The organism is Kitasatospora viridis, assembly GCF_007829815.1.
In the GTDB taxonomy this organism is placed as follows: domain Bacteria; phylum Actinomycetota; class Actinomycetes; order Streptomycetales; family Streptomycetaceae; genus Kitasatospora; species Kitasatospora viridis.
Window position 1 is genome coordinate 2783612 of sequence record NZ_VIWT01000001.1, and the last position, 17991, is coordinate 2801602.

General features: G+C 72.2%; 16 protein-coding genes. 6 read left to right on the top strand and 10 right to left on the bottom strand.

Features of this window, described 5'->3' with window-relative positions; all coding sequences use genetic code 11:
* The first annotated feature begins 229 nt into the window (after nt 1-229).
* The 5 genes from FHX73_RS12315 (at nt 230) to FHX73_RS12335 (ending at nt 4981) form a co-directional block, all read left to right on the top strand.
* Nucleotides 230-1384, top strand: coding sequence for a multinuclear nonheme iron-dependent oxidase (locus FHX73_RS12315; protein WP_170304897.1), 1155 nt, complete (start codon nt 230-232; stop codon nt 1382-1384).
* A complete protein-coding gene (locus tag FHX73_RS12320) occupies nt 1384-2202 on the top strand; it encodes a multinuclear nonheme iron-dependent oxidase (RefSeq protein ID WP_145905052.1) in 819 nt (272 codons plus the stop codon). Before FHX73_RS12315 ends, FHX73_RS12320 begins: the two co-directional genes overlap by 1 nt.
* Nucleotides 2141-2683: a hypothetical protein gene (locus FHX73_RS12325; protein ID WP_145905053.1), complete on the top strand. Its 543-nt coding sequence runs from the start codon at nt 2141-2143 to the stop codon at nt 2681-2683. Before FHX73_RS12320 ends, FHX73_RS12325 begins: the two co-directional genes overlap by 62 nt.
* Complete coding sequence (locus FHX73_RS12330) at nt 2680-4023, top strand: MATE family efflux transporter (protein ID WP_145905054.1); 1344 nt, start codon at nt 2680-2682, stop codon at nt 4021-4023. The genes FHX73_RS12325 and FHX73_RS12330 overlap by 4 nt, the downstream gene beginning before the upstream one ends.
* Nucleotides 4024-4093: 70 nt before the next feature.
* The gene (locus tag FHX73_RS12335; RefSeq protein ID WP_145905055.1) at nt 4094-4981 is read left to right on the top strand and encodes an LLM class flavin-dependent oxidoreductase; all 888 of its coding nucleotides are present in this window, start codon (nt 4094-4096) and stop codon (nt 4979-4981) included.
* Between the two features lie 7 nt (nt 4982-4988).
* On the opposite strand, the gene FHX73_RS12340 is transcribed toward FHX73_RS12335, so the two are convergent.
* From FHX73_RS12340 to FHX73_RS12350, 3 genes are all read right to left on the bottom strand, one after another.
* Nucleotides 4989-6161 (bottom strand): MAB_1171c family putative transporter, encoded by a 1173-nt coding sequence (locus tag FHX73_RS12340; RefSeq protein ID WP_145905056.1) that lies wholly within the window; start codon nt 6159-6161, stop codon nt 4989-4991.
* On the bottom strand, nt 6161-6700 hold the full coding sequence (locus FHX73_RS12345; RefSeq protein WP_145905057.1) for a hypothetical protein: 540 nt from the start codon (nt 6698-6700) through the stop codon (nt 6161-6163). Before FHX73_RS12345 ends, FHX73_RS12340 begins: the two co-directional genes overlap by 1 nt.
* Nucleotides 6701-6884: 184 nt before the next feature.
* Nucleotides 6885-7472, bottom strand: coding sequence for a helix-turn-helix domain-containing protein (locus FHX73_RS12350; protein ID WP_145905058.1), 588 nt, complete (start codon nt 7470-7472; stop codon nt 6885-6887).
* 307 nt (nt 7473-7779) lie between these two features.
* Here FHX73_RS12350 and FHX73_RS12355 point away from each other — a divergent pair, with 307 nt between their 5' ends.
* Entirely contained in the window at nt 7780-8592 is an 813-nt protein-coding gene (locus FHX73_RS12355) for an HAD family hydrolase (RefSeq protein WP_145905059.1), read from the top strand.
* 78 nt (nt 8593-8670) lie between these two features.
* Here the strand turns inward: FHX73_RS12355 and FHX73_RS12360 are convergent, their stop codons facing one another.
* The 7 genes from FHX73_RS12360 to FHX73_RS12390 all read right to left on the bottom strand — a co-directional run bounded on the left by FHX73_RS12360 (nt 8671) and on the right by FHX73_RS12390 (nt 17965).
* Nucleotides 8671-9489, bottom strand: a complete 819-nt coding sequence (locus FHX73_RS12360) for a phosphate ABC transporter ATP-binding protein (RefSeq protein ID WP_145905060.1) — start codon at nt 9487-9489, stop codon at nt 8671-8673.
* 40 nt (nt 9490-9529) lie between these two features.
* Nucleotides 9530-10429 carry a sortase gene (locus FHX73_RS12365; protein ID WP_145905061.1) on the bottom strand — a complete coding sequence of 300 codons (900 nt, stop codon included), beginning with the start codon at nt 10427-10429 and terminating at the stop codon, nt 9530-9532.
* Nucleotides 10430-10431: 2 nt separating this feature from the next.
* Nucleotides 10432-12237 carry a substrate-binding domain-containing protein gene (locus FHX73_RS12370; protein ID WP_145905062.1) on the bottom strand — a complete coding sequence of 602 codons (1806 nt, stop codon included), beginning with the start codon at nt 12235-12237 and terminating at the stop codon, nt 10432-10434.
* A 38-nt stretch (nt 12238-12275) separates the two neighbouring features.
* Nucleotides 12276-13439: a phosphate ABC transporter permease PstA gene (gene pstA, locus FHX73_RS12375; protein ID WP_211786179.1), complete on the bottom strand. Its 1164-nt coding sequence runs from the start codon at nt 13437-13439 to the stop codon at nt 12276-12278.
* Between the two features lie 46 nt (nt 13440-13485).
* Nucleotides 13486-14472, bottom strand: coding sequence for a phosphate ABC transporter permease subunit PstC (pstC, locus tag FHX73_RS12380; RefSeq protein ID WP_246213483.1), 987 nt, complete (start codon nt 14470-14472; stop codon nt 13486-13488).
* 125 nt (nt 14473-14597) lie between these two features.
* On the bottom strand, nt 14598-17213 hold the full coding sequence (locus tag FHX73_RS12385; RefSeq protein WP_145905064.1) for a hypothetical protein: 2616 nt from the start codon (nt 17211-17213) through the stop codon (nt 14598-14600).
* A 164-nt stretch (nt 17214-17377) separates the two neighbouring features.
* Nucleotides 17378-17965 (bottom strand): hypothetical protein, encoded by a 588-nt coding sequence (locus FHX73_RS12390; protein ID WP_145905065.1) that lies wholly within the window; start codon nt 17963-17965, stop codon nt 17378-17380.
* Nucleotides 17966-17991: the final 26 nt, after the last annotated feature.

A 17991-nucleotide genomic window follows, 5' to 3' on the forward strand; every position in this document is an offset into this window, starting at 1 on the left:
GCAGCTACAACAAGGGCTGAACGCAAGCAGGTTGAAGCCTGCCGGCGAACACAGCCAGCACACCGGAATCACCCGGGGAGGTGAACACAATGATCGACATCCAGGACATCGAGGTCATGGCCGAGGCCCTGACCTGCGGCAGCTACAACAAGGGCTGACCAATCATGTGGGCGCGCTCCGAATGCGGAGCGCGCCCCCGCCGTACCCGGAAGCAGGTGGAGGGAAAGATATGCAAGCGACAGTTCTGCCGGTCCGCGACGACCTGCTCCGCGTGGGCGGATCATTCACGCCGGGATTCCTCGACCCGGACCCGTCCCGGCGGCTCGCCATCGTCGGCGAGAACCCTTTCCTGGAATTCGGGTTCAACGAGTGGCGGAAATGGGAGAGCCTCGACGGGGTACCGGCCGTCCCGGAGTTCTCCCTGCACCTGGGGCGCACCGCGATCTGCGAGGGCCCGCGGGAACAGGCCCGCTACATCGACTACGTGATGGACCAGTCGGCCACCCGCCGCAACAAGCCGACCTCCATCGGGGTCCACGTCACCGGCGACCGCGCCCTGGGCGGCGGTTCCTTCGGACTCCACTCGTACTTCACCGGCACGAAGGAGGAAGAGCAGCGCGCCGTGCGCTTCCTGACCGACCTTCACCGGACCTCGGGCCTGCCCGTCTGGGTGGAGAACGCCAACTGCTACTCCGCCTCAGCCCGAGGCATCCTGGACGCCTGGCAGGCCGTGACGCGGATCTGCGAGAAGACCGGCACCGGCCTCATCGTCGACCTGGCCCACCTCTACATCGACGCCGTCAACTGCGGTGTCCCCGTGGAGGTGCTGCTCGGCGCGATCCCGTGGTCCCAGGTGGTCGAGCTGCACCTGTCGGGCATCCGCACGGGACGGGACGGCGCCCTGCACGACGGCCACTCCGTGGCGGTCCACGAAGGCGTGTGGTCGCTGCTGGACACCGTGCTGGACCAACGGCTGATCACCGAGAACCAGCCCGTCACCGTGATCGTCGAACACGCGGACCTCACCTGGACGGACCGGCCGGACCAGTACTACGCCGACTTCGCCCGGGCGGCCTCGGCCCTGGAACGGCACCGGTCGGCGGGCACCGCGGGAGCCGGGGAGAAGGAGCCGCACGACTACGGCGTCCCCTACTGCCGCGCCTACCTCCGCCAGCTGTGCAAGGGCTGGATCCCGGGTCTCGCGGAGGCCTCCGAACAACGCGGCCTGTCCTACGTCGACCTGTTCGACCAGTGGGTGGACGACGTCCGCGCGCGCGGCAAGCGCATCGTCCTCAACCTCGACGAGATACCGCCGGCCGAACGTCCCGGCGCGGTCAGCGCGCCCCAGGACTTGCTGGCCTACGCCAAGGGGAAGCTGCGCTGATGCTGATCGGTGTCAATGTGACCTCGCCGGACACCTTGGAGCTGGCCTGCGCGCTGCGCGACTCGGGTCACGTCGACTTCGTCGAGGTCCTGATCGACGGCTTCGCCCACCTCGACCCGAAGGAGTTCCGCCGCACGGTCGGTGACCTCCCGGTCGGCTGCCACATCATGCTGTCCCGGTTCCTCGACCCGGACCGGGCGCGCCTCGACCACTACCTGGACCTGGTGAACCGGTGGCGGGCGGACTGCGGCCTGCTCTACGTCAGCGACCACATCGCCCACTTCTCCCACAACGGCCAGCCGCTGTCGCTGGCCCTGGAGGTGGACTACCGCGCCTGGCAGCCGGTGATCGACTCCGTGCGCGCGTGGCAGGAGGAGCTCGGCACCGTCCTCGCCGTGGAGAACTTCCCCTCGCAGGCGCCCTGCGACATCCCGCAGGCCCGCGCCTACGCCGAGTTGGTCGAAGCCACCGGGTGCGAAGTCCTGATGGACGTCTCCAACGCGGTGGTCGCCGAGCTCAACACCGGGCAGCCCGCCGCTGCTTGGGCCGAGGTGCCGGGCGTGGGCCGCAGGTTCCACCTGGCCGGCTACAGCCCCTCGCCGACGTCGGACTCGCTGATCATCGACAGCCACGACTCCCCCGTCAGCGACGACACCCTCGACCTGGTGACGCTGTTCGCCGGCCGCGCCGCACCGGACGCCACGCTCGTCGTCGAACGCGACGCCAACCACGACCTGGACGAATGGAGAACGGACCTTGACCGCACCCGCGCCGCAGTCGTCGCGGCTCGACGCCTGCATCAGCCCCGCCGCGCGTGACTCCCTCGCCGCGGGATCCCGTGACCGGCTGATCGCCCAGGAATCGCTCCGCATCCGCTGGCACCAGCTCTTCGACCGCATCCCGCAGCTGGCCGAACGCCTGCCGGACACCACCGACCTCTACGAGGCCTTCCTGGAGTGGGCGGTGGCCGCGGGCCGACGGCTGGACTGGCGCATGCACCTGCACTTCCTCGAATTCCTGGAGCGCGAGGGAATCGCGCTGCGGCCGCAGGACCACATCGAACTGCTCGCGGCCTCGGCCGCACGCTGGTTCGCCTCACCGGAGCACCGGCACCGGGGCCTGGCCCTCACCACCGGAACCACCGCCCCCAAGGTCGTCGTGGCGCTCAAGGGGCACGCATCCCTGGAGCGCGGCCGGGTGAAGCTCGCCGAGGTGCCGGGGTTGTACCCGGCACCGGGCATCCGGTGGTCGCTCTCCCGTTCCGGCGATTTCGCCGTCCTCACCTGGAGCCCGCTGTGACCGGCGCGACCACCTCCGCCCCGTCGCTGGGCCGGCGCGTCCTCGCCCTGATGGGCCCCATGATGGTGGCGTCCGTCATGGGCCAGGCCATCGCCCAGACCGACCTGTGGGTGATCAGCACCCTGGGCGAGCAGGCGGTGGCCGCCGCGGCCCTGCCGCAGCGCCTGCTCCTGCTCGACTCGATCACCGCCATGGCCATGGGGCCCGTCGTCGGGCTGTCCGTGGCCGGGGCGCTGTCCGCGCACGCCCGCCGGCGGGCGGTGCAGAGCGGGCTGATCGGTGCCGCGGCGGCCGGGCTGCTCGTCGCGGCGATCGGCCTGGCCGTGCTGCCGTACCTGGTGGACACCCTGGGCGTCGCGCCGGGCATCCGCGAGGACACGCGGTCGGCCCTCTTCTGGCTGTTGCTGGCCGCCCCCGTGCGCCTCGCCCAGTTCGTCGGCGCCATGGCCCTGTTCGCGCTCCGGCGCTCGCGCCCGCTCCTCACCCTGTACGCCGTGGCCGTCGTCGCCAACGCCGCGCTCGACTGGTTCTTCGTGCACGGGGCCGGACTGGGATTCGCCGGCGCCTACGCCGCGACCTCCCTCATCGCCGTCCTCGAATGCGCCGTCACCGTGTGGCTGCTGCGTGACCAGCTGTCCCGCTCGCTGCGGCTGCGGGACAGCGCACGCTGGCTGCGCCAGGTGGCGCGCACCGTGCTCACGGAGTGGGGGCACATGCTCTCGGTGATCGGCTTCGACCTGCTGCTGGTCCTCGCGCTGACCTTCCGGGCCTCGTGGGACGCCCGGCTCGCCGCGTTCTCCGCCGGGGCCGTCCTCACGGCGACGCTGGAGATCCCGATCACCGCCCTGGTCAACGCGACCGGCATGGTCTGCACGGGTGCGGCCCCCTCCGCCCGGGACTGGCGGAACCTGCGCGCGGGCGTCCTGGCCGTCTCCGCGACCGTCGGTGTCCTCGTCGCGGCCGCGACCTGGACGGTGCTGCCCGGCTTCTACGGTCTGCACGGCACGGCGGCGACCTGGTTCAGCTGGCTGATGGTCGCTCAGGCCACCGCCCTCCCGCTGCGCCTGCTGGCCGCCACCGCCGAAGGCCGGCACAAGGCCGCCGGCCGCTTCGGGGTGGTGCTGCGCCTGCGCCTGCTCCAGCAGTTCGGCATCGCCCTGCCCGTCTTCCTCGCGGGCCTGCTGACCGGCAACGCGGTCCTCGCCTGGTCGGGCATCGTGCTGGGCTGCGCGGTCAACTACCGGCTGCTCCGCACCCCGGCGCCCCGGCGCCCACCGGCGCTGCCCTTCGGCGCCCGGCAGGCCGACCGGGCCGACGGGACGGCCCTGAGCCACCCCTGAGCCATCCCCGGGACCGCGACGGCTGCGTGTGCTCGCCGCGCTGCCGGTGCGTCCGGCTAGGGTCGACGGCATGCGTCTGAGCACAGTGATCCTCCCCATCCACCGGTGGAACGAGGGACAGAAGATCTGGCGGCGGGCCGAGGACCTCGGGTTCCACGCCGCGTACACCTATGACCACCTCTCCTGGCGGTCGTTCCGGGACGAGCCGTGGTTCGGGGCGGTGCCGACGCTCACCGCGGCGGCCGCGGCGACCGAGCGGATGCGGCTCGGCACGCTGGTCACCTCGCCGAACTTCCGGCACCCGGTGACGTTGGCGAAGGAGTTGGTGAGCGTCGACGACGTGTCGGGCGGGCGGCTGACAGTGGGGATCGGGGCCGGCGGGGTCGGGTACGACGCGACGGCGCTGGGGCAGGAGGCGTGGTCGGCGAAGGAGCGGGCGGCGCGGTTCGGGGAGTTCGTGCCGTTGCTGGACGAGTTGTTGCGCAATGACTCGACGACGCGCGAGGGCACCTACTACTCGGCGGTGGAGGCGCGGAACATCCCGGGGTGCGTGCAGCGGCCGCGGGTGCCGTTCTACGTGGCGGCGACGGGGCCGAAGGGGCTGAAACTGGCGGCCGAGTACGGGCAGGGCTGGGTGACCTACGGTGACCCGCGCGGGCCGGGGGACGTGCCGGTGGAGCAGGCGCCCGAGGTGATCCGGGGTCAGGTCGAGAAGCTGACGGCGGCCTGCGCGGCGACCGGGCGGGACGTGGCGGAGCTGGCGAAGGTGCTGCTGCAGGGCTCGACGGCGGAGAAGCCGCTGCAGTCGCTGGACGCGTTCGTCGACTGGGCCGGGCGGTACCGGGAGATCGGCATCACCGAGCTGGTGATCCACTGGCCGGTGCCCGACTCGATCTTCGCCAACGACCTGGGCACCTTCGAGCGGATCGCCACCGAGGGCCTGGCCCAGCTGGGCTGAGTGCCGGTCAGCCGGGGGCGGCGGTGCGGGCGTAGGCCGCCGCCAGCCGGACCAGTCGGCGGGTCTCGCTGTCGAAGTCGAGCTCGTCGAGCTCGTCGGGGCAGGCGGGGCCGGCGGGTGCGGGCGGCGGGGGTGCCTCGCGGTGCTCGGCCGGGCGCTGGCCGCCGGCCCGGCGGGCGATCGCGGTGCGCAGCCAGGAGGCCTCGGCGAGGGCGCCCGTCCGCTCGTCGGGGGCCGCGCCGGCCCGGTGGCGCGCCTCCTCGGCGGCGTACGGGGCGAGCACCAGGGCGGCGTCCCGGATCTCGATCACGAGGCGGTGCAGCCGCAGCCGGGGGCCGCGCCCGAGCCGCTCGGCCAGCACCACCTCGGGCACCGCGGCCGTCAGTTCCGCCCAGAGCGGGTGCAGCCGGCGCGCGATCAGCCGGTCGCGCAGGCCCCGGCAGGCCACGCCGAGGGCGGGGATCAGGCTGCCGACCACGACCAGGGCGGTGGCCGTCCATTCGACCCGGTAGAGCCAGCGGTCGGCCAGGCACATCGGCCGGCCGGCCGTCTCCAGCAGGATCTGCCAGCCGCGCAGCAGCGCGTAGCCGAACCCGGTGGCGGTGCCGAGGCCGAGCACCGCGAGGCCGAGCCGCAGTGAGCGGGTGCCGGCCCGGCGCGCGTAGGTGCCGAAGAGCCAACTGCCCGTTCCCATCGATACGCCTAGATAGCCGACCACGATCAGCGCGTAGAGGCAGGCCGTGCCGGAGCGGGGGTAGTCCTGGTAGAAGTCGGCCGTCTCGGTGGGGTGGTGCAACCGCGCGAAGCAGAGCACCAGGCCGAGTTGAGCGGTGATCAGGGTGGCGAGCTGCGGGCGGCGCCAGCGGGCGGCCAGCTCGGGCCGGGCGGTCCGGCCGCAGAAGGTGAGTCCGGCGGAGCAGGCGAACAGGCCGAGCAGGTGCTCCAGCAGCAGGGCGAGGTCGGGCACCCCGCCGAGCCGGTCCACCTGGGAGGCGACGGCCGGCAGGCCGATGGTCAGCAGCCCGGTCACCCCGGCGAAGGCGTTCCACAGCGGCCGCTGCTGCGGGCTGCGCAGCGCGGCCGGCAGCCGCCACAGGGTGACCGCCCAGATCAGCAGCAGGATCAGCAGCTTGACCGGGGAGAAGTGGATGCCGGGCAGGTGCAGGGCGAGCGGGACCATCAGCTCCGCCGGGTCGGGTGGCCGAAGGCCTCGTCCAGCCGGGTCAGCACCCGCACGGTGCCGGCCGATCCGGTGCCCGCGCCGGCCCGGGTGGCCCGCTCCAGCAGCAGGGTGGCGAGCGACTCGGCGTCGGCCTCCTGGCGGTCGGTGTAGCCGCTGCGGGCGAGCAGGGCGAGCACCCGGTCGGTGTCCAGCCCGAGTTCCCGGTCGGTGGCGGGTGCGGCGCGCTGGGGCGGTACCGAGCCCGCGGGGCGGCCGTGGTCGAGCAGCATGTGGGAGATCTCGTGCAGCACGATCTGGGTCTTCAGGATCGGGGCGGCCCCGGCCTCGTAGAAGATCACGTCGGCCTCGGGCAGGCCGAGCCAGAGTCCGCACGGCAGGTCCCGGCCGGCCGCGTCGGAGAGCGGCACCAGGCGCAGCGGGCGCCCGCGCTCCCGGGCGATGGAGTCACAGAACCGGTCGAGCTGGAACGGCTGCGGCACCTCGATGCGGGCCACCAGGGCGGCGAGCTCGGAGCGCGGCTTCCTGCGCCATCCCATGGCCCGCCCTGCCCTCTCCGCGAAACGTTCGAGCAAGCAGCATAAACGCCCGCTCGCACGCCGGTCACGTGTGCTCACAGCCGATCCGGTGCGGGTCCGGTGTGGTCCGCACACGGCGACTTTCACCTCGCCCGATCGGTCGGCCGACCGGTCGCGGGTGTGCCTCGGCGGGGTGGAGCGCCCATCAGCCGTCGCGCTTGGGGCGGCCGACCTCGGGCAGCCCCTCGACCTCGCGGACCTGGTCGACGATCGCCCGCAGCCCCTTGAGCGCGCGCGGCGAGAGGCCGGCGAGGCGGAAGGCGACGGCGCGGATGTCGCTGTCGGCGAGCACGTCGGCCAACTCGTCGGCCAGCTCGTCGCGGGCCGGCTCGGTGCGGGCCGGCTCGGTGCGCACCGGGCTCGTCCGCGACGAGTCGGCACGGCCGGCCGGCTCCGCCGAAGGCCGGGCCCCGGCGGTCGACTTGAGCTCGCGCAGCCGGGCGTCGACCCGGTCGGCGACGGTGTCGTCCAGGAAGTAGGCGGCCGGCACCCCGAAGAAGGCGGCGATCGCCTCCAGGGTCTTGACCGTCGGGTTGGCCTTGGCGCCGGTGCGGATCTGCTGGAGCGTGCCGTGCGAGACGGTGGGCCCGTCCGGACCGGCCTGTTCGCGGATCGCCTGCGCCACCTCGTGGTAGCTGAACGGGCCGCGGCCGGCGGGGTGGATCACCTGGAAGAGGTGGTCCAGCTTCTGCGCCAGGGAGCGGCGGGCCGGAGTCTGCTCAGCCGACGGCATCGTCGCTCCCTTGTCCGTTTGGGTTGTTGCTCCCAGTATCCACTGAAGTAGACGAATAAATCGAGGAGATCGTGAAAGTTATGCCCCGGAAATCACTTGGGATCACAGGTTTACGCCCAGTATCACGGTTGACAGGCTGGGGAGGGTTCAGCGTATGTTCAAGTGCGGCCCGTCCAACAAAATAGACGGCCGCCGGGACGGCGCACGGTCACACGGGGGTTGACCGCGCGCCGTCCGCTTTTCCCCTCCGGCCGCCCGCTTTTCCCCCTCCCCGAGGACGCCTTCCCCCCTCTGCGAGGATGGACGGGTGACGCCTGCCCCCCGCCTGATCGCCACCGACCTCGACGGCACCCTGCTCTGCCAGGGCGGATCCGTCTCCGCACGCACCGCCGCCGCACTGGCCGCGGCCGAGGACGCCGGACTGCAGGTGGTCTTCGTGACCGGTCGGCCGCCGCGCTGGATGCGGCTGCTCAGCGACCACATCGGCGGCCACGGCGTGGCGATCTGCTCCAACGGCGGCGCGATCGTGGACGTCCGGCAGGAGCGGCTGCTGGAGACCTTCCCGCTCGGCACCGCGGCCGCCGGCCAGGTGGTGGACCTGCTGCGCGAGGCGCTGCCCGGCAGCGCCTTCGCCTTTGAGTACCCGACCGGCTTCTCCCGCGAGCCCGGCTACCAGGTGACCATGTGGGGCGACGACGAGCCGCACTCGGTCGCCCCCGCCGAGCGGCTGCTCGCCGCCGAGGCCGCCCACTGCTACAAGATCCTGGTCAAGCACCCGGAGCTGGCCCCGGACGAGTTCCTGCGCCGGGCCCGCGAGGTGGTCGGCCCGCTGGCCGAGATCACCCGGTCCAGCCCGATCGCGCTGCTGGAGATCAGCGCGGCCGGCGTCACCAAGGCCAGCACGCTGGCCCGTTGGTGCGCCGAGCAGGGCATCGCCCGGGAGCAGGTGGTGGCCTTCGGCGACATGCCCAACGACCTGGAGATGCTGGCCTGGGCCGGCACCTCCTACGCCGTGGCCAACGCCCACCCCGAGGTGCTGGCGGCGGTCGCCCAGCACACCGTCAGCAACGAGCACGACGGGGTGGCCGTGGTGATCGAACAGATCGTCAACTCTCTGTAAAGCGAGCGGAAGCGCGAGGAGGAACGCGAAGGGAGTCGACCCGTGCGGGCCGACTCCCCTGGCGTGAACGGCCGCCGGTTACCCGAAGCGCCCGTTCACGTAGTCCGCGGTGCGCTGGTCCGCCGGGTCGGTGAACAGCTGCTCGGTCGGCCCGGCCTCGACGATCCGCCCCGGCGTGTCGTGGGTCGCCAGGAAGAACGCGCAGGACTGCGAAACCCGCTGCGCCTGCTGCATGTTGTGGGTGACGATGACGATGGTGAGCCGCCCGCGCAGCTCGGCGATGGTCTCCTCGACCCGGCGGGTGGAGGTCGGGTCCAGCGCCGAACAGGGCTCGTCCATCAGCAGGATGTCCGGCTCGACGGCCAACGAGCGGGCGATGCACAGCCGTTGCTGCTGGCCGCCGGAGAGCGAGCCGCCCGGGGTGCCGAGCCGGCTGCTCACCTCGTTCCACAGCCCGGCCTGCCGCAGGCTGTCCTCGATCAGGTGCTCGCGGTAGTCCTTGCTCACCTTGATCCCGGCCAGCTTCAGGCCGCTGGCCACGTTGTCGGCGATCGACATGGCCGGGAACGGGTTGGGCCGCTGGAAGACCATGCCGATCCGCCGCCGGACCTCGGCGGGGCGGCGGCCGTGCTCGTAGATGTCCTCGCCGTCCAGCAGTACCTCGCCGGCCAGTTGGGCGCTGCGGACCATCTCGTGCATCCGGTTGAGGATCCGCAGGAAGGTGGACTTGCCGCAGCCGGAGGGGCCGATCAGTGCGGTCACCTCGCCGGCGGCCATGGTCAGCGAGACCCGCTCCAGCACCTTGTGCGAGCCGAACCAGGCGGAGACGTCCCGGCTCTCCAGACCGGAGAGCCGGGGCTGGGCCCCGGCACTCGGGTGGGGGGCGGTGGTGGTCATCGGGCGCGATCCTTCCTGATGCTGAGTCAGCACTGGGGTGTCAGTAGAGGTTGGGGAGCAGCGCGGCGGCGTTCTCGTAGACCGCCCAGAGCAGCGCGGCCAGCACCGGGGTGCAGGCCAGGTAGGCGGCCCGCCGCACCCAGTAGCGCGCCGCCAGCGTGCTCAGCGCGACCGCGCCGAGCAGCGCCGCGGACCAGAGCTGCAGGGCGGCCAGCGCCCCGGTGTCCTGGGCCAGCGCGTGGTCGGCGGCGATGATCGCCGGCCGGCCGCCGGGGTTGTCCTGCGGGTCGCCGTCCAGCCGGGCCCCGACCAGCACGGTGCTGGTCGGGATCCAGTCGGAGTTGCTGGTGGTCAGCACCATCCGGTTGGGGTCGGGGTCCAGGATCGGGTGGGCGCCGGTGCCGTAGGCGTTCACGGTGTAGCTGAACTGCCCCTGGGCGGTGGCGACCTGGATCTTGTCGCCGGCCCGCAGCTCGTTGATCCGCCCGAACGGGCCGCCGAACGCGGCGCCCCGGCCGAACAGCACGGCCACCCCGGCCTGCCCGGGCAGCGCGGTGTCCCGCCGGTGCCCGGGGCCGCGCATCAGGTCGCGGCCGGTGGTGCCCTCGACCACCACCTCGTCGTGCAGCCCGATCCGCGGGATGTCGATGATCGCCACCGGCGAGCCGTCGGTGGCCGCGCCGGTGGGCGCGATCGCGTTGGCCAGCCGGTCCTGGAAGGTCCGGTGGGCGGCCGCCTGGTAGTGCATCTCCTGGAGCGGGGAGAGCCCGAACAGGAAGATCCCGAACCCGAGCAGCAGCCCCGAGAGCAGGGTGGCGGCCCAGCCGGTCTGCACCGCGATCCGGCGGGCCCGGGAGGGCCCGGCGGGCGGGGCCGCCGGTGCCTCCTCGACCTTGGGCAGCACCACCGTGTCGTCGGTGGCGGAGCTTTCGGCGGTCATGGTCACCGCGGCCCCCCGGCGGTCGCCCCGGCCCGGCGCCGCCGCAGCCAGCTGCCGAGCAGCGGCGGCACGGCCACCACGGCGAGCAGTTCGGCCGCGGTGAGCACGGTCAGCACCCAGTTGTCCGGCCGACCGCCGACGTTGACCACGTTGGCGGCGACCTGGGTGTTGCCGGCGCCGTCGCCGCCGGAGCCGTTCTGGATCAGCTGGCCGGTCTGCGGGTCGATGGTGCCGGCGCCGCTGCCGTCGCCGCCGCCCGTCCCGCCGGCGCCCGAACCACCGGTGCCGCCACCGGCGTTGGAGCCGTTGGCGCCGCCCGTTCCGGTGCCCGAGCCGGCCCCGGTGCCGGTGCCGCCGCCGGTGCCGCCCTTGCTGCCGCTGCCGCCCGTGCCACCGGCCGAACCGCCGTTCGAGGAGCCGCCGGTGGAGGCGCTGGCGCTGGGGTTGTTCCGGTTGCAGGTCAGCGGCTGGCCCGCCTTGTCACAGGCGTTGGGCTGCGGCGCGTTGAGCAGGATGGTCAGCTGGGTGCCGGTGAAGGTCGGGTTCGGGCAGTTGTTCAGGGTGTTGGGGTCCACGTTCCCGGCGTAGCCCGGGATGTGCTGCACCTGGAGCAGACCGCCCTGGACCAGGCCGCGCGGGATCGGCGAGTACCCGATCGAGTCGATGCCGTCGTGCCCGGTGGCCTGGCCGCCGCAGAGCACGTAGTCCAGGTACTGGCTGAGCGCCGCGCCCTTCTGGTTGTCGAACTTCGGCGGCACCGGCAGTGGCGCGTTGGCCCGCGGCACGATCACGTAGCTGTAGCTGGAGATCGGGTAGGAGCGCGGATCGGTGTTGCTGTAGACGCCGTCGAGGTTCTGCTGCAGGAAGTTCGGGTCGCTCGGCGGGGTGTTGTCGTCCACGCCGCGGATCTTGGCCGCGGTCAGCGCGACCGCCACGTTGGAGGCGGTCGGCAGGCTGTAGTAGCCGGCCGGGTTGAGCACCTTGACCACCGGCCAGCCGGAGGTCAGCGCGAACGCGTACTCGTCGTAGCCGATCGCGCCGAGGCCCGAGGGCTGCTCGATGTAGTGCGCCACCTGGTCCGAGCCGTTCTGCGCGATCATCCGGCCGGACGGCGGGAAGAACTCGGTGTAGTCGCCGCAGGCGACGTTGTTGACGCTGGTGCAGTAGGCGTCCCACTGGCTCTGGTGGGTGTGCTCCATCCAGCGGCTGAACTGCGCGGTGGCGCCGGAGCCGTCGGACCGGACCACCGGGGTGACCGGGATGTGCGGCAGCGCCTTGCCGTAGTCCTTGGTGATCTGCGGGTCGTCCCAGTAGGCGATCTTGCCGGTGAAGATGTTGACGATGGTGTCCGGCGACAGCCGCAGGTCGGTGACCTTCTGGCCGGCCAGCGTCAGGTTGTACATGAAGGCCGTGCCACCGGCGGTGATCGGCACGTAGGAGTAGCCGTAGGTCGGGTTCTCCCGGTCGCCCGCACCCTGGCTGCGGATCGACTGCGAGGCCCCGGTGTCCTCCTGGGTGCGGAACGGCACGTCCGAGGCGGTGAAGTCGTCCTGGCCGTTCTCCCACTGCTGGCGGCCGGCGGCCGAGCCGTTGGGGGTGAAGTTGAGGTTGATGCCCTGGTTCGCGACGTCGGTGCGCCACTTCTCGATCGCCGGGCCGGCCCAGCTGGACCCGTCGGCGTTGAGCGTGGTGTCGGCGAACGCCGGTGTCGCCTGACCGAGCGTCAGGGCGAACAGGGTGACGGCGAACGAGACCAGCAGGGCCGTGCCCCGGCCGGCCCTCGGACGGTGAGCTGCGGCCCACGGCATGACGGTTCCTCCGTGACGGTTCTGGGCGGTTGTCCTGGTCACCGGGCGGCCGCCTGACGGGCCAGCCGGCGCCGCTGACGGCGGCTCAGCTCGCCCGGCCTGCCGCCGCCGAGCAGGCGTGCGGTGACGAACAGCACCAGGACCAGGATCATCAGGGTCAGCGCGGCCGCGAAGGCGCGGGAGACCATGTGCGGGTAGGGCTGGCGGACGTAGTTCCAGATGTAGAGCGGCAGGCTGACCTGGTGGCCGCTCAGCGGGTTGGCGTTCATCCCGGAGGTGAAGCCGGCGGTCAGCAGCACCGGCGAGGTCTCGCCGATGCCGCGGGCCATGCCGAGGATCACCGCGGTGGCCAGGCCCCGGCGGGCGGTCGGCAGCACCACGTTCCACACCGTGCGCCACTGGCTGCCGCCGAGCGCGTAGGAGGCCTCCCGCAGGGTGCCCGGCACCAGCCGGATCACCACCTCGGCGGCCCTGGTGACGATCGGCATCATCATCACGGTGAGCGCCAGCGAGGCGGCGAAACCGCAGGCCTGCATGCCCAGCGAGAGGATCACCACACCGAGGATGAACAGGCCGGCGACGATCGACGGGAGCGCGGTCATCGCCTCGACCAGGGTGCGCACCGGGCGGGCCGTCCGGCCGCCGATCTCGGAGAGGAAGACCGCGGCCGCGATGCCCAGCGGCACCGCGAACAGCGTGGCCAGGCCGATCTGCTCCAACGAACCGACCACCGCGTGCAGCGCTCCGCCGGAGGTGATCGGCGAGATCGCGGAGGTGGTGGACATGGTCTGGGTGAGGAAGTTGCCGTACCGGAAGGCGTCCCAACCGCGCACGGCGATGAAGTAGCCCTCCGCGAAGATCAGGCAGAGCAGCAGCAGCCCGGAGCTCCAGGCGACCAGGGTGACCAGTCGCTCGCGCACGTGCAGCGGCGGCCACTGGGTGGTCCCGATGGCGTAGGTGAAGCCGAGGAAGAGCAGGTACCAGCAGAGCAGGAAGCCCTGGGCGCCGCTGAACGGCAGCACCCGCTCGTAGAGCAGCCAGTCCAGTCCGAGCGAGGCGGCCGCGGCGGCGAACAGCGTGACCACCTCGGCGGCGGTCACCCCGCCGAGCTTGCGCCTGCGCTCGGTGCCGGGCCCGGCGGACCGGGCGGCGGTCGCGTCCGGTGCGGCCGCGGGGCTCGCGGTCAGGTCGACGGTGGTCACGGCGCGGCCCCCCGGGGGTAGCGAGAAGAGGTGTCGGTCATGGCGATCAGTCCGCCGTCGAGGCGCCGGAGCGGGAGCGGCTGACCACGATGCCCGCCAGCACGTTGACGACCAGGGTGACGGCGAACAGCGCCAGGCCCGCCGCCATCAGCGCGGAGAGCGAGAGGCCGTCGGACTCGCTGAACCGCAGCACGATCAGCGAGGAGATCGAGTTGCCGCCGGCCTCGAAGATGTGGCCGGTGAACTTGAAGGCGGGCGAGATGATCAGCGCGACGGCGATGGTCTCGCCCATCGCCCGGCCGAAGCCGAGCATCACGGCGCCGATCACCCCGCCCCGGCCGAACGGCAGCACCACCGAGCGGACCATGCCCCAGCGGGTGCTGCCCAGCGCGTAGGCCCCCTCCCGCTCGCCCTGCGGGGCCTGCGAGAACACCTCCCGGCTGAGCGAGGTGATGATCGGAGTGATCATCAGCGACACCACCAGGCCGGCGATGAAGGTGGAGGAGGTGTACGAGGTGCCGTAGTCACCGGTGCGCACCTTGAGGAACGGGATGAACCCGAAGTGCCGGGAGGTCCAGCTGATCAGGCCGATCACCTGGGGCTGCAGGCAGAAGAAGCCCCACAGGCCGTAGATGATGCTGGGCACCGCCGCCATCAGGTCGACGGCCGAGACCAGCGCGGGCCGGATCCGCTGCGGCGCGTACTCGGAGATGAAGAGCGCGGCAGCCAGCGAGACGGGCACCGAGAAGAGCAGCGCGATCAGCGCGATCAGGATGCCGTCCGGCAGCGCCGCGGCGATGCCGAAGACGTGGGACTGCGGGTTCCACTTCGACTCGGTGAAGAAGTGCCAGCCCGCCGCGTTCAGCGCCTTGGTGCCGCGGAACAGCAGGAAGAAGGCGATCAGGCCCATGATGGCGAAGACCGAGTAGCCGGCGACCCGCAGGACGCCGCGGAAGACCAGGTCACCGCGGGTGGCCGGCGCGGTCAGGCGGCGCGGCCGGTCGGGATCGGGCGCCGCCACGGGCGGTGGCACGGCCGGTAGTGCGGAAGTCATGGTGGGTCAGCTCTCCGAGGCGCCGATGGGGTGGGGGCACTGGGGGTCGGCCTCCCGGGTCCGGTCCGTCGCGGACCGGGCCCGGGAGGCCGACCGACTCCGGCTCAGCTGCCGCCGGTGAACCGGCGCAGCCGGCTGAGCACCCGGGCGCCGAAGGCGGTGCCGCCCACCACCAGCGCGGCCGGGCCGCCGACCAGCAGCACCGCGCCGGCGATCAGCACCACCGGCATCAGCAGCCGGGCCGCGCCGGACCGGTCGGCGGTCGGGGTGCCGAGGGCCGCCTGCTGCATCGCCGGGCTGCTCGGGCTCGCGGACGGCGCGGCACCGGTCTTGTCGGTCGGGGCCGCACCGGTGGTGCTGCCCGTGGTGCCGGTGTCACCGGTGCTGCCGGTGTCTGCGCCGGTCGAGCCGCTGCTCCCCGATCCGCTGGAACTGGCGTTGTCACCGGTCGAGTTGTTCGGCGTCGTCTGCGCGGCCTGGTTCGCCGTGGTGGACTGGGTCGAACCGTTGTTGCCCGCCGCCGGGTTGGCCGGCGGCTGCTGGTTGCCCGGGTAGGCGCCGTCCTGCGCGGTCACGTGGGCCAGCGCCGCCTGGGCGTCGTTCAGCTGGGCGGGCGTCAGGCTCGCCCAACCGGGCGCGAGGTTGCCGGGGTTGACGCCGTAGAGCTGGCCGCCGCCCTGGTTGGTGATCTGCTGCAGGAAGTTGCTGATCGCGATCGACTTCGAGCCCAGGTTGGCCGTCGGCGCCATCGCGTACTGCACGACGGTCAGCGGGTAGGCCTGGGAGTCCACGGTGAACGGGGTGTTGGGCACGCCGTAGGGCAGCTCCCGGGTACCGGTGGTCGGGTCCAGCGGCATGTCGTTGACCGCGGCCTGCATGGTCCGGATGGACGGGGCGACGGCGGTGCCGGACGGGTTCACCAGCTGGGCGGCGGGGAGGCTGAAGTCCTGCGCGTCGGCGTTGTCCATGATGGCGATCAACTGCCGGGTGCCGCGCGGCTGGGCGACGCAGTGGTCGTGCCCCCCGGTGCCGTTGACGTTCGGGTTCTGGCAGGTGGGCGTGTACGAGAGGAAGTCCCGGACCGCGTCGTCCAGCCCGGAGAGCACCGGACTCCACTCGTACAGCTTCTGGTCGAGGGAGATGACGACGCCGTTGGAGTTGGTGGTCTGCCAGCCCGAACTGTCCCGCGGGGCCAGGATGTCGGTCGGGAAGCCGGCGTACGAGGAGGAGCGCAGGAAGCTGGGGTCGACCCGCATGCCCCAGTCGTCGGGCTGGCCCTCCAGGAAGTTGCTCGCGTCCGGGTCGGCGGCGATCCAGGAGGTCAGCTGGTAGATCATGTCGCTGGAGTTGCCCAGCACGATCGGCAGGCTGTTGGGCGTGCCGTCCGTGCAGCTCGGCCACTGGAGCGGAGCGATCGAGCTCGCCGGGTTCAGCGCCAGGAACTCCGGGTCGGAGAAGAGGCAGTCCGGGTTGCCGGCCACCGACTGGGGTGCGACGGAGGCCGCCGACTCGGTGTAGGACTGGGTCAGCTCCTTGGCCAGCAGCCGGGCGTTGAGCTTCATCTGGCCGATCTGCTTGCCCGTCGTGGGGTCGTCGACCAGGAACGCCACGGTGACCGCGCTGTTGGCGAGCGGGGTGTAGACGTAGGGCCTGGTGGCCGGCGCGCTGTCCGGGCGCAGCACCAGCCCGACGTCCGCGCCACCCCCCTGGCCGAACTGCTGCCGGGTCATCGACTCGCTCAACGAGGTGTAGCCCGCGTTGATCGGGTTGTCGTTCAGGCAGGCGCCGGTGCGCCACTGCTGGATCGCGCGCTCCGCCAGCGCCGAACCGGCCGTGCCGAAGTCGCTGTTGGCGGCCGCGCAGCTGTTGGGGGTCGGCGCGAAGGACAGCGGGACCACCGTGCGGTGCGTCCAGGAGCAGGCCTCGCCCGACCAGTCGCCGTTGACCGCGTTGCCCTTCTTGGTCACCAGGTCGGTCGCGGCGTAGACCTGCCAGATGTTGCTCGTGTCGTAGGCGCGGTCCTCGCAGGCCGGCGAGGGGTCGCCGTTCTTCCCGTGCAGGTGCGACTGGGTGTTGGCCAGCGGGTCGCCGCCGTAGTTCGGCTCCACGACGACGGAGCAGGCGTGCGTGTTGTCGCAGCCGAGGTTCGGGCTCTGGGCGGCGGTCCACACCTCGATGTCGGCCGAACCGGTGCCGTCCGCACCCGTCACGGCGATCTGGGCGTTGCTCGGCAGGTCCGGGGTCGTGGTGCCGGCGGGCCGGGCCGGCTGCTGGAAGCCCGCGGTCGCGTCGCCGCCGAACAGGGTCGAGCCGTAGCAGTCGGTGATCTTCGGGTCCGCTCCCCGGCACTCGTACACCCGGACCGGGTACAGGACGACGTTCGAGCCGAAGGAGACCTTGGTCGCCTGCGCCCCGCCCACCCGGTTGACGCTCGGCGTGAAGCCGGTCCAGGAGACGTGCAGCATCTGGTCCGTCAGGTTGGTGACCGAGGAGACCGTGACCGTGCCCGCGGTGCCGTACGTCTTGGTGGCCGGGATCCACGGCGGCTGGGCGGCCACCGTCTTGGCGCTTGAGCCCGAGTCGGCGTGCGCCTGCGGCACCGTGCCCGCACCGAGCGGCAGCACCGCCAGCAGGGCGACGACCGACCAGGCCGCGACTGCGGCCGACCAGGCCCGGGTCCACCACCCCAGGCCTCTCGGGCTCCGATCTCGCACTCTCATGGGGATACCTCCGGCTGGACGCGGTGCGGATGCGCGATGTGTACGGGCATGCGAATGGACCCACGGATCCCCGTGGGCCCATTCGTCCATGACCACATGACAGTTGATGTCAGTTCAGGTGTACGAGGCCCCAACCGGACCCCGACGCCGGGCGATCGGAGTGCTCAGCTCGCGGGCGTGAAGGAGAAGTTGGCCGAACCGACGTTCTGACCGGCCGTGAAGTAGCTGGTGCCCAGGGCGTTGTCGGCGTACTGCGCGGCGGCGGCGTCGATGTCCAGCTCGCCGGCCGCGAGGTTCTGGGTGGTCCCGCTCTTGGTGATCACGGTGCTCTTCGGGTCGAAGAGCTTGACCGCGGTGGTCGAGCCCTGCGGCACGGCGGTGACGGCCCACTTGCTGGCGTCGAAGGCCAGGTTGTTGAAGATCACGGTCTGGCCGGTGCCCAGGTTGACGACCAGGATCTGGCCGCCGAGCTGCGCCGCGCCGTAGAACCGGCTGACATTGACCGAGCCGCCGGTCACCGGGAAGGTGCCGGAGAAGCCCGTGCTGGGGTTGTAGCCGACGGTGGCGCTGGGCAGCGCCACCGCGATGATGCCGTTCTGCAGGGAGTTCTGCAGGAAGGTGTTGTCCTCCTGGACCACCAGGCTGCCGCTGGCGGGGGTAGTGGCAGCGGTCGCGGTGTCGCTCAGGCCGACCATGGCGACGCTGGCGGCGACGGCGGCGGTGGCGACGAGGCGGACGGTCATGCGGGTCACGGTTGATCTCCTTCGTGCACGGGCTT

Coding starts and splice junctions, on each gene's coding strand:
- FHX73_RS12365 (WP_145905061.1), bottom strand. CDS start 10,429: ATGACCGCCGAAAGCTCCGCCACCGACGACACGGTGGTGCTGCCCAAG.
- FHX73_RS12315 (WP_170304897.1), top strand. CDS start 230: ATGCAAGCGACAGTTCTGCCGGTCCGCGACGACCTGCTCCGCGTGGGC.
- FHX73_RS12350 (WP_145905058.1), bottom strand. CDS start 7,472: ATGCCGTCGGCTGAGCAGACTCCGGCCCGCCGCTCCCTGGCGCAGAAG.
- FHX73_RS12360 (WP_145905060.1), bottom strand. CDS start 9,489: ATGACCACCACCGCCCCCCACCCGAGTGCCGGGGCCCAGCCCCGGCTC.
- FHX73_RS12385 (WP_145905064.1), bottom strand. CDS start 17,213: ATGAGAGTGCGAGATCGGAGCCCGAGAGGCCTGGGGTGGTGGACCCGG.
- FHX73_RS12340 (WP_145905056.1), bottom strand. CDS start 6,161: ATGGTCCCGCTCGCCCTGCACCTGCCCGGCATCCACTTCTCCCCGGTC.
- FHX73_RS12335 (WP_145905055.1), top strand. CDS start 4,094: ATGCGTCTGAGCACAGTGATCCTCCCCATCCACCGGTGGAACGAGGGA.
- FHX73_RS12345 (WP_145905057.1), bottom strand. CDS start 6,700: ATGGGATGGCGCAGGAAGCCGCGCTCCGAGCTCGCCGCCCTGGTGGCC.
- FHX73_RS12320 (WP_145905052.1), top strand. CDS start 1,384: ATGCTGATCGGTGTCAATGTGACCTCGCCGGACACCTTGGAGCTGGCC.
- FHX73_RS12370 (WP_145905062.1), bottom strand. CDS start 12,237: ATGCCGTGGGCCGCAGCTCACCGTCCGAGGGCCGGCCGGGGCACGGCC.